Source organism: uncultured Pontibacter sp., assembly GCF_947499215.1.
Taxonomy (GTDB): Bacteria; Bacteroidota; Bacteroidia; order Cytophagales; family Hymenobacteraceae; genus Pontibacter.
In genome coordinates, this window is the sequence record NZ_CANMNI010000001.1 from 1,076,695 (window position 1) to 1,091,096 (window position 14,402).

10 protein-coding genes and 1 tRNA gene are annotated in these 14,402 nt (G+C 50.7%); 6 read left to right on the top strand and 5 right to left on the bottom strand.

Annotated features, from left to right (window positions below; all coding sequences use genetic code 11):
* Window positions 1–3 precede the first annotated feature (3 nt).
* Complete coding sequence (locus Q1A04_RS04690; protein ID WP_299701892.1) at window positions 4–339, bottom strand: hypothetical protein; 336 nt, start codon at window positions 337–339, stop codon at window positions 4–6.
* Window positions 340–356: 17 nt separating this feature from the next.
* A complete protein-coding gene (locus Q1A04_RS04695) occupies window positions 357–785 on the bottom strand; it encodes a TerB family tellurite resistance protein (RefSeq protein WP_299701895.1) in 429 nt (142 codons plus the stop codon).
* A gap of 323 nt (window positions 786–1,108) precedes the next feature.
* On the opposite strand from Q1A04_RS04695, the gene pfkA reads away from it, so the two are divergent.
* Window positions 1,109–2,080: a 6-phosphofructokinase gene (gene pfkA / locus Q1A04_RS04700; RefSeq protein WP_299701898.1), complete on the top strand. Its 972-nt coding sequence runs from the start codon at window positions 1,109–1,111 to the stop codon at window positions 2,078–2,080.
* A gap of 74 nt (window positions 2,081–2,154) precedes the next feature.
* On the opposite strand, the gene miaA is transcribed toward pfkA, so the two are convergent.
* Window positions 2,155–3,081 carry a tRNA (adenosine(37)-N6)-dimethylallyltransferase MiaA gene (gene miaA, locus Q1A04_RS04705; protein WP_299701901.1) on the bottom strand — a complete coding sequence of 309 codons (927 nt, stop codon included), beginning with the start codon at window positions 3,079–3,081 and terminating at the stop codon, window positions 2,155–2,157.
* Between the two features lie 133 nt (window positions 3,082–3,214).
* On the opposite strand from miaA, the gene Q1A04_RS04710 reads away from it, so the two are divergent.
* From Q1A04_RS04710 to Q1A04_RS04730, 5 genes are read left to right on the top strand one after another with little or no spacing between them, the layout of a single operon-like run.
* Complete coding sequence (locus Q1A04_RS04710) at window positions 3,215–8,428, top strand: PAS domain S-box protein (protein ID WP_299701904.1); 5,214 nt, start codon at window positions 3,215–3,217, stop codon at window positions 8,426–8,428.
* An 11-nt stretch (window positions 8,429–8,439) separates the two neighbouring features.
* Entirely contained in the window at window positions 8,440–8,823 is a 384-nt protein-coding gene (locus tag Q1A04_RS04715; protein WP_299701907.1) for a response regulator, read from the top strand.
* Window positions 8,824–9,099 (top strand): hypothetical protein, encoded by a 276-nt coding sequence (locus tag Q1A04_RS04720; RefSeq protein WP_299701910.1) that lies wholly within the window; start codon window positions 8,824–8,826, stop codon window positions 9,097–9,099.
* The gene (locus Q1A04_RS04725; protein ID WP_299701913.1) at window positions 9,096–9,857 is read left to right on the top strand and encodes an MBL fold metallo-hydrolase; all 762 of its coding nucleotides are present in this window, start codon (window positions 9,096–9,098) and stop codon (window positions 9,855–9,857) included. Before Q1A04_RS04720 ends, Q1A04_RS04725 begins: the two co-directional genes overlap by 4 nt.
* Window positions 9,858–11,432 (top strand): NFACT RNA binding domain-containing protein, encoded by a 1,575-nt coding sequence (locus Q1A04_RS04730; protein ID WP_299701916.1) that lies wholly within the window; start codon window positions 9,858–9,860, stop codon window positions 11,430–11,432. It abuts the gene before it with no gap.
* Window positions 11,433–11,786: 354 nt separating this feature from the next.
* On the opposite strand, the gene Q1A04_RS04735 is transcribed toward Q1A04_RS04730, so the two are convergent.
* Window positions 11,787–11,868, bottom strand: a tRNA-Leu gene (locus tag Q1A04_RS04735).
* 141 nt (window positions 11,869–12,009) lie between these two features.
* Window positions 12,010–14,253, bottom strand: coding sequence for a TonB-dependent receptor (locus tag Q1A04_RS04740; RefSeq protein WP_299701919.1), 2,244 nt, complete (start codon window positions 14,251–14,253; stop codon window positions 12,010–12,012).
* Window positions 14,254–14,402: the final 149 nt, after the last annotated feature.

Genomic DNA, 14,402 nt, shown 5'->3' on the forward strand with positions numbered 1-14,402 from the left:
GTGTTATTGCAAACGGCTTAAAGAAACGATGACAACCGTAAAAAATGCGGCTGAAAGTCCGACTGCCAGAATAAGCTTGCCTGCCTGTATGGCCACAATTTTTTCGGTGCGCGGCAACCAAAGGTAGTTGAAGCTCAAGTTGAGAAGGTATACCATGATGGTAAGCAAAAAGCTGATGAACCAGAAGGCTGAGAAGCGCAATATGAAGTCGTCAGACAGCAGGGCGTTTCTGTAAGAGACAAGATGCCATTCGTGGGAGAAGAAAAAATAAGCCAACAGCAGTAGCGCCAGCGCATACATACCCAACACCACACTATTCCACACACGCAGGTTTTTCATGCCGTAATTTAAGAGAATTAATAGTTGAGAAATGCCTGTGCATCCGACCGAATCTGTTCGCGCGAAAGACCGTCTTTCACACCCACCGATATTTTGCGCACCAGCACGCCTACGATGGCTTTTTTAAAGCCGAGCCGCACCGCCATGTTAATACAGAACTCCATCTCGCTCTCATCCACAATGCCATCGGCCAGCATCATCTCCACCAGATCATAGATCTGGTCAAAACGTTCCGAATCGTTGGTCGGCAGTTGGGGTTTTACCTCTTGCAAGTTGGAGAGCAGGTTGCGCACATCGTTGGGCTTCATGCCGTGACGCTCCCCTATCGAGATGATAAAATCCATCTCGCTGGGGTCCACATGGCCGTCAGCTTTCGCGAGGGCCCCCAGATTAGTGATGTGGCTCTTTAATTTTTTTTCTGCCTCGCTTTCAAAAAAACTAAACATACAGCTCCCTTTTTAGAATCGTTTTTGTTTTGATAACAAATTAGTAACGAACAACCTAAGTATAGCTATACCCGGCCGATTAATTTTGCAGAAGCCAAAAAAGAAAGGGGCCTTTCTTGTTTACAGCTTGCAGGCGTTGGTGCTTTTACATACGGTTTTTACTATCTTAGAAGTTATGATTTTGCATTATTTTTTTATTTCCACTTAAATTAGCAATTGCATAACTTGCGGATTCATCGAAACCGCAGAGGCTCACCTTTTGCATTTTTTAAGAGAGACTGCACAAATGTCTCTTCACGACACTTATTAAACATTATCTCCTTATGAAGAGGATTGGAGTATTTACATCAGGAGGCGACGCACCGGGCATGAATGCGTGCATCCGGGCCATTGTCCGGGCAGCCGTTTACAACGACATCGAAATTTACGGTATCAGAAGAGGATACAACGGCATGATCAAAGGCGACATTTTTAAAATGGAGTCTTTGACAGTGAGTAATATCATACAGAAAGGCGGCACGATCCTGAAGTCGGCCCGCAGCAAAGAGTTCATGACCAAAGAGGGCCGTCAGGCGGCCTATGATCAGCTGAAGGAGTTCGGTATTGAAGGACTGGTAGCTATTGGCGGCGACGGCACTTTCACCGGGGCCAATATATTCTATGAGGAGTTTGGTGTGCCTACCATTGGCGCACCCGGCACTATCGACAACGACCTCTACGGCACGGACTATACCATCGGCTATGACACAGCCGTGAATACCGCCCTTGACGCCATCGACAAGATACGCGACACGGCAGATAGCCACGAACGTGTGTTCTTTGTGGAGGTGATGGGCCGTGACTCGGGTTATATTGCCATACCTTGCGCCATTGGTGGCGGGGCCGAGATCGTGATGATTCCGGAGACGGACACTTCGATTGACTTTGTAATCGATCAACTGAAAGCTGGTTGGAGACGCTCTAAAACTTCTTTCATAGTGATCGTGGCGGAAGGCGATGAAGAGGGAAGCGCCACTGACATCGCAGCGAAGGTTTCCAGTATCATTCCAAACATGGACGCCCGTGTGACGATACTAGGGCACGTGCAACGCGGAGGCGCCCCTACGGCAGCTGACCGCATGCTGGCCAGCCAACTGGGCATCGCCTGCGTGGAAGGTCTGCTAGCAGGCCGCACTAACGAGATGGCCGGCATTATCAACAAAGAGCTGGTTTACACCCCGTTTATCGAAACCATTACCAAACAGAAACTCATCAACCCGAACTTTACTAAAATGGTGGATATCCTGTCGGTATAAATGTATCCAGCCTTTTAAAACAGAAGAAGCCGGAGCTCTACACTGCCGGCTTCTTCTGTTTTATACATTGCCTCTTAGCTTTCTCCCTGCATTTGGCGTTCTATAAAAGCCACGATCTTATCCCATTGCTCCGGATGAAACCACTTATAGTCGGCATGCTTGTGAAACCACGTCAGTTGCCGCTTGGCATAGCGGCGGCTGTTCCGTTTGAGTAGGCGCACGGCCTCTTTCCAATCATACTTACCCTCCAAAAAGTCGAAAATCTCCTTATACCCCACTGTCTGTAGGGCATTGTGCTGCCGGTAGGGGTATAGCGCTTTGGCCTCCTCCAGCAGTCCCTGCTCCAACATCTGGTCCATGCGCTGGTCGATGCGGGTATACAGCTCCTGCCGGTCTCGGTTGAGGCCGATTTTAATAATATGGAAAGGACGTTCTTGCTGCCCCGACTTCCTGAAAGCTGAATAAGGCTGTCCGCTGGAAAGACACACCTCGAGCGCCCGAATGACGCGCTGCGGGTTGGCTTTGTCCACCCGCTCATAATAGGCGGGGTCGAGTTGCTGCAGTTGCTCCAAAAGCGGCCCAAGCCCTTCTCGGCTGTGCACTTCACTTAGTCGCTCCCGCACGGCCGGATCGGTTTCGGGCATTTCGTCCATACCCTCCGTCACAGCCCGCACGTACAGGCCCGAGCCCCCCGTCAATAGCACGGCTTGGTGCTCCTTGTAAAGTTGCTGCAACAATTGAAGCACATCCTGTTCGTAAGCGCCGGCGTTATACTCTTCGGTGATATGGTGGGAGTCTACGAAATGATGCGGTACCCCCTCCTGATCTTCCGAACTGGGCTTGGCCGTCCCGATCGACATCTCCTTGTAAAATTGGCGTGAGTCGGCCGATATGATTTCCGTTTGAAAGTGCTTAGCCAAACGCACACATAGATCCGTCTTGCCCACGGCGGTGGGACCAACTACCACTATCAGGAAACGAGGGCTGTCAGCTAGGCTCATGTGCGTCGGGTGGGAATATAATTGGTAAAACAGCACAAATTAACTTGCTTTATTGTTATTCAGGAAGCAAAATGTGCCATTGCTGTTGTTTTTTTATTAATTTATCGGTTTAAACGAGAACTGACTGACCTAGATGCCACTGATACCCAGCCGCCATACCACCCAAAACCTAATACTTCAGGCCGAAAACCTCCTACAGGTGCTCACGCAGCTATACCCTGCTGATCACGCGCTGTTGGTTACCTCCACTACCGGGGAGATTCTGGCCGCAAATCCCAGAGCCGAGGCCCTTTTCCGTCTCGAAGCGGGTGCGAACATAAGACCACTGGTTGGCGACTTGTCCTCAGAGCAGGAGTTTACCTCCTTTACAGCCTCTTTGTCACACGGTAGCAAGGTTAAAGGAGAGATTAAGGATCGGAGCGGTAAAGAGCATATTTTTCAATGTCAGCAACTGCAATTCCAAGGCCATACCTTTCTGTGTTTCGATCTAGCTGAAAGCATCCAAACTGAAGCAGCGGACACCAGCTATCATAACGTGTTTGACGATAGCGCTGAACCGCTCTTTATTCTGGATCGCGATGGCAATTTCATTGACATTAACCAAAGCGGATTGGAGCTGGTAGGCTTCCAGAAACGGGATATCATTGGAAAATCGCTCTATAGACAATTCGAGCTAAACCTGTTTGAGCGGGTGGCGCTGCGCAACCAGTTGCATAGCACCCTGCAAGGCGAACCGCAACGGTTTGAGTGGTGGCTGCGCGAAACGGACCAAGAGCTTATGCCCGTTGAGATATCGCTTCGCCGGGGCACTTTCAACGGAGAAACCGTGATATTCGGCTCTGCCAAAAACCTGTACGAGGCGGTGGGTGCCGAGCGCAATGTCCGCTTCCGTAACCATCAGTTGGAGTTTGTGAACCACCTGATCACCAACCTCTCAGGCTCTGGTAGCCGGGAGGACGTGTTGCGCTATACCTTAGACGAGCTGCTTGATAAAAGTGACGTGATCGGAGGTGCCGTCTATACCTATGACACCGCCGGTGAAAAGGTGCGTCTCTCCTACTCTACTGGTGTAGCTCCCGCCAAAGAGCTGCCTGCCTCCGTCGATATGCCGGCAGAACAGGCAGAGCAGCTGATCCATACAGACAAGCGCAAATCGTTGCAGCAGCTTATCACGTCAATGGAGAACCTGCTCGGGCAGCACCTGACCGTAGTGCCTGTCAGCACTGAGACGGGGCTCATTGCCCTCTTGCTGGTATGGCCCGGCCATGAGTCCAAAATTACACAGTCCTTTGTATCACTGCTCGACTTTATTGGCAGCGCCATAAGCAACTACATTGCCCAGCACGATCTGCAACTTAAACTCACCCATACCGAGGACAAGTACAAGATCATGTTCGAGTCTACCTACGATGCCATTCTCCTATTTCGGGACGGCATTGTGGTGGATTGTAACGAGAAGGCACTGCAGTATTTCCGCTGTAAGCGTGAGGACTTGGTAGGCTCATCCCCGGTAGAGTTTTCACCGGAGTATCAGCCAGACGGGTCGCTCTCATCAGAAAAGACGGCAAAGCTTATCGATCAGCTCATGAAGACGGGCCAGCCGATTACGGTGGAGTGGAAAAACCTGCGTAAAGACGGCACTCCGATGGACACGGAACTGAACCTCAATCGGGTCATGATAGATGGGGCCTATCATATCTTGGTATTTAAACGCGACATCACGCAGCAGAAACAGGTGCAGAGCGCCAAGCGCCGCGAAGACGTGGCCCGCGAGTCGATGTCGCACTTCCGTAGCTTTCTCGAGAAAGTTAACCTGATCTACTACAGCTTGGATGTGAACGGCAACATCGCCTATGCCAACGACTATTTCCTGACTTATGTGGAGTACACCCGCGAGGAGCTTATCGGACAGAACTTTTATGAATTACTAGTTCCAGAGGTTGACCGTGAGTCGAGATTGGCAGACTTCAAGAAATCGATAGAGACACGCCACCTCAACTCCTACTACGAGCGCGATATGATCACCAAATCGGGCCAGATTAAAACGGTGCGCTGGAACTGTATGTTTGAGTACGGACCGGAGGGAGATCTGATCGGCCTGACGAGCGTGGGCAAAGACATGACCGACAAACGCATTGCGATGGAGGCCCTCAAAGACAACAAGATCCGTCTGCAGGACCTCTTCGACAATGCACACGACCTTATCCAGAATATCTCGGTTGACAACAAGTTCATCTTTGTGAACAAGGCGTGGAAAGAGCGCTTGGGCTATACCGACCACGACATAGAATCGCTCACGCTTAACGACATTGTGCACCCCTACTACAAAGCCAAGCTGATTTACCAGCTGCGCAACCTGTATAAGGGTGAGAATGTGAACAAGATGGAGACCGTGTTCCTGACCAAGGCCGGCAAACCGGTGCACCTGATCGGATCCATTACCTGCAGCTGGCAGGACGGACGTCCGGTGGCTACCCGCGCTATCCTCCACGACATTACGGACCGCATCAAAGCCGAGCGCCTGCAGAAGGTATACTACAGTATCGCCAACTTGGCCATCAGCAGTAAAGACCTTAACTCACTTTACTCGGCCATACACCGAGAGCTGAGCAAGATCATTGAGACACGCAACATCTACATCGCGCTTTGCGACGACGAGCACCGCCATCTGCACTTCGCCTACCTTGTCGACCAATTTGTAGACAAAGCCGCCAAGGCGCAGATGCGGCGTCCATTCGCACGCGGCCTGTCAGAGCACATTATTGAGACGGGCAAACCACTTTACATGCAGAAAGCGGAGTTGCTGCAACTGGCCAAAGAGCAGGATTTCACTATACACGGCGCCATTCCGGAGGTGATGCTATGCTCCCCACTGGCCATCGGAGACCGTATCATCGGGGTGATTACTTTGCAGGATTATCAAGATCCGAACGCCTACGTGCACACTGATATCGAGATTCTGCACTTTATCTCCAACCAAGTGGCGCTTGCCATTGAGCGTAAGCGCAACGAAGAGCAGATCAACAACCAGAACGCCCGACTCAACGCGATCTTCGAAAGCGGATCGCACCACATGTGGTCGCTTAACCGGCATTTTGAGCTTACTTCCTTTAATAGAAACTTCGCAGCCGCTTTCTTTGACCGCAGCGGACAGGAGTTAGAGCTTTTCACGCGGCTAAACGACGAGAATGTGGTGAGTTTCCACGAAAACTCATTTGAATTCTGGAAAGACAAGTACATCGAGGCCTTTAAAGGACATCCGCAACACTTTGAGGTGCACCTCCACAATCCGGAGGGATGGCGAGAGGTATACCTGAACCCAATCTATTTGGAGGACGGCAGCTTTGAGGAGATATCAGGTATAGCGCTCGACATAACAGACAAGAAACGGTCGCAGCTGGCGCTGGCTCAAAGCGAGGTGAAGTTCCGAAGCATCTTCGAATCCTTCCAAGACGTGTACTACCGCACCACCATGGGCGGCACGTTCGAGCTGGTCAGCCCGTCTATCCAAAACCTGATTGGCTACACGGAGCAGGAGGTCCTCGCCATTTCGTCGGAGAGTCTGTATGCGAACATAGCTGATCGTGCCCTGATAAAAGAGAGAGTGCTGGAGCAGGAAAGCATACGCGACTTTGAGATAGAAATGGTGTGCAAGGACGGTACCATCAAAACCGTACTGCTTGACGCCCGCCTCACCTACGACCAAGACGGCCAGCCAGCAGGTATGGAAGGTGTGCTGCGCGATGTATCGGAACTGAAGCGCACCCAAGTGGCCCTGCTAAAAGCCAAGGAGGAAGCCGAAAATCTGCTCAAGGTGAAAACCCAGTTCTTGGCGAACATGAGCCACGAGTTGCGCACCCCTATGAACGGCATCATCGGCATGATCGACTTGCTGAGCCAGATCGTATCGGACGAGGAGCAGAAAGAGTACATTGATACACTGCGCAAATCATCGGATGCGCTACTGGCCATTTTGAACGATATTCTGGACCTCTCTAAGATGCAGGCCGGCAAACTGGTGCTGCACGAGAGCGGCATGGATCTGCACGACACGCTCAACAAGATCCACTCCCTGTTTGCGAACAGGGCCCAGCAAAAAGACCTGCACTTCACGTATGCCATTACGCCGAACACCCCGCGCTATGTGCTCACCGATGAGACGCGCTTTCTGCAGGTGCTCTCTAACCTGACCTCCAATGCTATTAAGTTCACGAATGAGGGCGAGGTAAGTATACACGTAGATGCGAAACCGCTTAAAAACGGAAAGGAATACATGCTGAAGGTACGCGTGAAAGACTCAGGTATAGGTATAACTGAAGCTGATCAGAAGCTGCTCTTCACGGACTTTACGCAGCTCGATAACTCTTCGACAAAAACCTTTGGCGGCACCGGACTCGGTCTGGCCATCTCCAAACAGCTGACCCAGCTGCTGGGCGGCGACATTGGGGTAGAGTCGAAGCCGAACGACGGAAGTACCTTCTGGTTTACCATAAAAGTGAAGCAAGCCAACAGCGAAGAGGTGGAAGCGCAGGTACAGCGCATGCAGCTGCAGAATGCAGAGGCCGAAGTGCTGGACTTTACGCCATACGTGCTGCTGGTAGATGATAACCAGATCAACCAGAAAGTGGCCTTTAAACTACTGGAGCGCTTAGGCTGCCGCACTGATGTGGCCTCCAATGGCTACGAGGCTATTGACCGTGCCCTTAATAACGGTTACGACATGGTGTTCATGGACATACAGATGCCGGAGATGGATGGCGTGACGGCCACTTCCATTCTAAAGGAAAAGCTAGGAGCCGACTGTCCGCCGGTAGTGGCCATGACAGCCTACTCTATGCGCGAAGACGCCGAGAAGTTCATGAGCCAAGGTATGGACGACTACATCTCCAAGCCTGTGAAGAGCAACGACCTGTATAAGGTGATCATGAACTGGCACGCACGCAACTGGAAACGCGAAAACGCCGAGGGACTGGAAGCCAACCTGCCGGAAGACGCCGAAACCCAAGCGCAGCCCGTAATAGACGTGGCTATTGTGGAGCAATTGCGTGAGATTGGAGGAGATGACTTTACGAAGCAACTTTACAGCGAATTTGAGGTAGAGGCGGGCGAATTGCTTGAGGAGGCCAAAAAAGAGCTCGATGCACAACAATACAAAAGTATTTTAAGTACATTGCATCAACTAAAGGGAACCGGCTTCACGTTAGGTATCAATCAGGTGGCGGAGCTCGCCAAAATACTAGAGCACGACATCAAGCACGACCAATTCGAAAGCGTGGCCGACAACTTCTCTGAACTGTTGAAACAATACGAAAACTACCGCAAAACTTATAAAGAGATCATTTTATAGTTTATAAACCTATGGCAGAAAACAAGACCATCCTGATTGCAGAAGACAGTTCTGTGATCCTGAACCTGACGAAGAAAATTCTAGAGCTTCAGAACTACAAGATCCTGACCGCCAAGAATGGCAGTGAAGTGATCAAACAGGTGGAGAACAATAAGATCGATGCGATCCTTATGGACCTTAACATTCCGATAAAAAACGGCATGGAGTGTTCTAAAGAGATCCGTGCGCATAAAGACGAGCAAATCGCTAACATTCCGATCATCGCGGTAACTGGCAACGCTAACAACTACACCATGGAAGACTTCAAGGAGGTGGGCATTAACGAGTACCTGCCAAAGCCGCTTGATTTCGACATGCTGGTACAGACCGTAAAGAAGCACACCGGAGAGTTGTAAATGGAACTGAAGTACACGCGGCCATTTTTAAATAAGTTGGAGGATATTTTTGCGGAGTCGGATTTTGTGCTGCGCTACGAGAAGGGCAATTTTAAAGCGGGTTACTGTGTATTGAAGGATATGAAAGTAGCCGTCGTGAACAAATATTTCAGCCTTGAGGGCAAAATAAACTGCCTTTACGACATTCTGAGAACTATTACGTTGGATGAGAGTCTGCTGAGCGAAAAGAACAGGCAGCTTTACCAAAACATCTGCAATCAGGAAAGATCCAATTGAAAGTAACGCTTTTAGGCACCGGCACTTCGCAGGGCGTCCCCGTTATCGGGTGCTCCTGCGAAGTGTGCCGCTCTGTCGATTATCGGGACAAGCGCCTTCGGGTGTCTGTGCACATGCAGGTGGATGGCAAGAGCTTTATCATCGACTCTGGCCCTGATTTCCGGCAACAGGTGCTGCGTGAGCGCATTCGCACGCTCGATGCGCTAGTGTTTACGCACGAGCACAAAGACCACACCGCCGGTCTCGATGACATTCGTGCCTATAATTTCTCGCAGCACAAAGACATGCCGCTCTATGGCGAGGAGCGCGTACTTGAGCAGCTAAAGCGGGAGTTTGCCTACATCTTCTCAGGTATACAGTATCCGGGCATCCCCCGTGTAGAGCTTCATCCAATCACAGAAGAGCCGTTCGAGATCGAGGGCGTGCCTTTTATACCTATCCGGGTAAAGCATTACAAACTTCCCGTGATGGGTTATCGGGTGGGCGACTTCACCTACATTACCGATGCCAACTACATTGCTGAATCCGAGAAAGAAAAAGTGCGCGGTTCTAAAGTGATCGTGCTCAATGCCCTGCGCCAAGAGCCGCATATTTCGCACTTCTCGCTGCAGGAGGCCATCGACCTGCTCGAAGACCTGCAGCCGGAGCGCGCCTACCTCACCCACATCAGCCACCTGCTAGGCCTCCACCGCGAAGTAGAACTCACCCTCCCCGATTTTATCCGACTCGGCTACGACGGTCTTCAGTTTGAGGTATAAATGCACCAGAACTACTACTTTTTACGGCAACTTACCGAGCAACTGCAGTCGCGGTTGGAAGGTATGGAGGTTGCAACCTGTTTCAGCCAGAACAAGGACGAACTGGTTATCGGCTTTGTGTCAAGCGACGGGCAGGAGCTTTACATACGGGCCATGCTTACCGCTCACTTTTCATCCCTATCCTTCCCCACCGAGTTCAAGCGCGCGCGCGCCAACACCGTCAACCTTTTCGCTGAACTGATCGGGGAGAAAGTGCTGGATGTGGTGCAGCATCTGAATGAGCGCAGCTTCTACCTGCGACTCAGCAACGACTATATTTTCCTGTTCAAACTATTTGGCAATCGCTCCAATATCGTGCTATTTCAGGGCACAGAGCCACTCAAGATTTTCCATAAGAAGTTCGGAGCTGATCTGGAGCTTGACCCGCTGAAGATGGACCGACCCATCCGCCAGAATTTCGAGACATTTGCGGCGGCAGAGGGCAATCTCAAAAAAGTATACCCCACTTTTGGCGACCTGCCCGCGCTATACCTAGCGGAGCGACATTACAGTACACTAGCGCTGGAAGACAAATGGGAACTGGTACAGGAGATGCTGGAAAAACTCGAAGCGCCGGAGGCTTACTACCTCATCCGATTGGAAGGCAAGCTGCGCCTTTCGCTGCTCGAGATTGGTGAAGTGGTGCAGGTATACGACAATCCAATGGAGTCCCTGAATGCCTTTACGCGCTACTACCTGAGCGAAACGGGCTTTGAGCGGCTGTATGAGCAAACCAAACAGCAACTTCTCAAGAAACAGCGGGCCACGCAGGCTATACTGGAGCAGACGGAGAGCCGGCTGTATGAGCTGCGCCACGGCCGCTCTTACTCCCAGATCGCAGACATCTTGATGGCGAACCTGACCAACATACCGCCGCGTGCCACCGAAGTGGAACTCTACGACTTCTATACCGACCGCCAACGAAAGTTCAAGCTCAAAGCCACCGAGACACCTCAAAAACAGGCAGAGCGCCTTTACCGCAAGGCAAAGAAACAACATGTGGAAGTAAGTCAGCTGGAAGAGCGGCAGGAACGCAAACTGGAAGAAGCCATTATGTTGGAAGACGCGCTGCAGGCGCTGGAGGAAGTAAAAACTTATAAGGCCTTCAAGCCATACCTGAAAGAGTACGCCCACCTGCTCAGCACGCGGCAGCAGGCACAACAGGAGGCACCTTTCCGCTTATTTGAAACTGAAGGATTTAAGATACTGGTCGGGAAGAGTGCCCAGAATAACGATCTGCTCACCCAGCGCCATACCTATAAAGAGGATATCTGGCTGCACGCAAAAGACGTGTCGGGCTCGCATGTGGTGATCAAACACCAAGCCGGTAAAACCATACCTGCCACCGTGCTTGAAAAAGCAGCCCAACTGGCCGCCTACTACAGCAAGCGCAAAAGCGACTCCCTTTGCCCTGTACTATACACCCCTAAGAAATGGGTGCGTAAACCCAAAGGCGCCCCCGCCGGCGCTGTAGTCGTGGAGCGGGAGCAGGTGATGCTGGTCAAGCCCGAGAATCCGTTTGAGAAGAAGGTATAGGACGTTAGTCAGACAGATATACAGAATTAGTATGCTGAAGAAAATTCTGCCAATGCGTCAAGCATAGCATCAAGCCACAAGACACGCATAGATATAAGACAGGTGAGGTTAGTACTTTCCCTCAGACAATTTCAAACCTGCTAACCCCCTAGCCTTTTTTTAAGGAGACCATTCAAAAACGAGTTATACCATTTTAAATAACACTTAATCAATAACTTACAAGCTTATTCGTGACCAAATTCCATTTATTGTTTCAGGTCACTGATTAGCTCACTGCTGGATAGGAAAAAGGAGCAATAAAACAGGCTTTAAAAACAAAAAAGCCCCGTTCAGTTAAGAACAGAGCTTTTGATGTGCGCGCGGGGAGATTCGAACTCCCACACCCGAAGGCACCACCCCCTCAAGATGGCGTGTCTACCAATTTCACCACGTGCGCAGGTAAATAGGTTTGCAAAAGTATACAGCAGAGTCGAGAATTGCAACAGCCAAACCCCGCTTAGAACGTTTTTTTCATGCAAGACAGACTGTTCTATACTTCCTTCCCTTAAAACCTTAGACTAACTCAGCACAAAGTCAATTACTTAGCCCTTTGCGGCAAGGTATAGCGCAAGCCCACAAAAAACCGCCGGCCCTGCATAGGTGCGTAGTTATACTCCGTGTCGAAGCTATACCCATTGGGGTTGTTAATATCCACTCGCTTGTCAAAAGGGTCGAAGGGACGCATGAGTGGATTTTCGGGTAGAAAGTTGAGCAGATTTTTCACGCCGCCGTAGATCTCCAGCCCCTCTCCCATAACTTTAGTGGCTTGCAAGTTCTGCAAACTGAACCATGGCGACATCTCTGGCCTGAAATCGTTTTCCTGCACTGGCAAGTGCATTGGCCCTTTTACACTGCCGGTATAGTCCAGCGTAAGCCCGAGCTGGCGGAAATGGTAAGAAGCCGTGAAGGTACCTGAGAAGCGGGGCGCATGCAACTGCGGGATGCGCTCACTCAAACCTTCAGCAGAGTTCTGCATTTGGTATACATCCATCAGGGTAACACCCGCATGCAAGCGCAAAGGGAAGGTAAAAGCGAGCTCGGTGTTCAAGGCTATACCCTTGGAAACAGCATGCCCGCTCAGGTTATCATAAATGATCAGGTTATTGTCTGTCAGGAAATCTGCGATGATTTTGTTTGTGAAATAGGTATAGAAAGCGGAGCCCTCCAGATTAATAAAGCCGCTGCCCAGTGGCACGTAGCGTTGGTAATTCAGGTTGGCATTGTAGGACTGTTCAGGTTTCAGTTCATTGCGAATCACCACTTGGCGGGCACCCGTCAGCGCGGCGTGGTCTTCTGTAAAAAGATTGACTACCCGATAGCCATTGCCGATGCTCAGGCGGAATATATTGTCTCCGTTTGGCGCCCAACGCATATTGAAGCGTGGCGTCAGGATACTGCCATGCGCTGAGTTGTAGTCGTAGCGCAGGCCTGTGAGCAGCGTGGTTTTGTCAGAAGCTTTGAATTCGTGCTCTGCAAACAAGCCGGGGAGCGAGGTATTCACAGGTTTGTTTTCTGTTTCCGCGCCCTCGCCACGCTGCGTAGCCGGTGTGTTGTCGTCGTACCATGTATACCTGTACGCAGAGCCCAAAAGGAATTTGTGTTGAGAGGAGAGTTCCTTGTCCCATACCAACTGACCGAAAGCTACCCGCTGCTGGCCTTTGTAAAGCGTTTCGCCGTAGGCCGCGTTCTGAGAATGATCGTTGTAGGAGTAACTCAGCATGATGTGCTCTTGCACCGGAAGCTGGTAGGCGCCTAGTATTTCGTAACGTCTGGTATAAACCGACTCGCCGTATATACTGTCTCCTCCCCGGAAGGCAGGCGTCCATTGTAACTCACCTCCGAAGCGGTCCTCATAGTAATAGCGGGCCGCCACGTTAGCCACCCTGTTCTGTTTTCGGCTCAGGCTCCACTTATTGAACAGGGAGATACGGTGCTGTAGCGGTATGTCCGTAAAGTTATCGCCGTTCACATCGCGTCTGTCATTAAACCGAAAATAGTTCGCGCTGAGCATCGTAGACGCCTTGTCCCATTGTTTGCTATACCCAATGTCTGCGTTGAGTTCATTGTGAGAGGTATAGAACACATCCGCAGCAAGGCGGGGGGCTGTGAGTGGGCTTTTGGTGATGATGTTAATGAGACCGGCGACTGCCTCAGAGCCGTACAGCGTCGAAGCCGGTCCCTTCACTATTTCTACCCGCTCGATCAGGCTGTTAGGTATACCGCTTAGACCATACACTGTCGACAGCGCGCTTACAATCGGCATGCCATCTATAAGCACCATGGTATAGGAGCCTTCCATGCCATTGATGTGAATGTCGCCCGTACCACAGACGTTGCAGTTAATCTGGGGCTGTACCCCGTTCACAATCTCCAGCGCCTCAAATATGGCCGGTGTCGGGTTTTTCTGAAAATAACGGGGCGTATAAATCTCCACGGGCACTGTCGACTCCAGCAAGTAGGTCTCGCGCATATTCCCTGTCACGACGACTTCGCTTAGCCGGGCATCCTGTTGCTGCAGCATCACCTGTACAGTGATGACTTCGCCTGCATCTACTGCCACAGTCTTTTCGGTTGGCCGGTAGCCCACCGCCGATAACTTTAATTGATGCTCACCTGCCGGAACCAGTGCCAACTCAAATTTGCCGTGCTCATCGGCTGTCGCTCCTATAGTTGTACCTACCACCCCTATACTGGCAAATGCTGCAGGCCCTTCATTTGTCCTCACCTCCCCCCTAATACTCCCGGTTTGAGCGCTTACCAACCAAGGTAACAGTAAAAACATACCCAGCAGGTATAAATATCTCATAAGTTCAAATGAATAAGTTTAATCTAATCATACTACGAGACAAACTTAAACAAAAGTTTAAGTTTATTTAATTTATGTTTTAGATTCATCTAAAATTAACAAATCACTCAGAGCTTTGTTATACA

What these genes read in the sequence shown, in the direction of transcription:
- Q1A04_RS04690 (WP_299701892.1), bottom strand. Translation starts at nt 339, where the DNA reads ATGAAAAACCTGCGTGTGTGGAATAGTGTGGTGTTGGGTATGTATGCG.
- Q1A04_RS04695 (WP_299701895.1), bottom strand. Translation starts at nt 785, where the DNA reads ATGTTTAGTTTTTTTGAAAGCGAGGCAGAAAAAAAATTAAAGAGCCAC.
- pfkA (WP_299701898.1), top strand. Translation starts at nt 1,109, where the DNA reads ATGAAGAGGATTGGAGTATTTACATCAGGAGGCGACGCACCGGGCATG.
- miaA (WP_299701901.1), bottom strand. Translation starts at nt 3,081, where the DNA reads ATGAGCCTAGCTGACAGCCCTCGTTTCCTGATAGTGGTAGTTGGTCCC.
- Q1A04_RS04710 (WP_299701904.1), top strand. Translation starts at nt 3,215, where the DNA reads ATGCCACTGATACCCAGCCGCCATACCACCCAAAACCTAATACTTCAG.
- Q1A04_RS04715 (WP_299701907.1), top strand. Translation starts at nt 8,440, where the DNA reads ATGGCAGAAAACAAGACCATCCTGATTGCAGAAGACAGTTCTGTGATC.
- Q1A04_RS04720 (WP_299701910.1), top strand. Translation starts at nt 8,824, where the DNA reads ATGGAACTGAAGTACACGCGGCCATTTTTAAATAAGTTGGAGGATATT.
- Q1A04_RS04730 (WP_299701916.1), top strand. Translation starts at nt 9,858, where the DNA reads ATGCACCAGAACTACTACTTTTTACGGCAACTTACCGAGCAACTGCAG.
- Q1A04_RS04740 (WP_299701919.1), bottom strand. Translation starts at nt 14,253, where the DNA reads ATGTTTTTACTGTTACCTTGGTTGGTAAGCGCTCAAACCGGGAGTATT.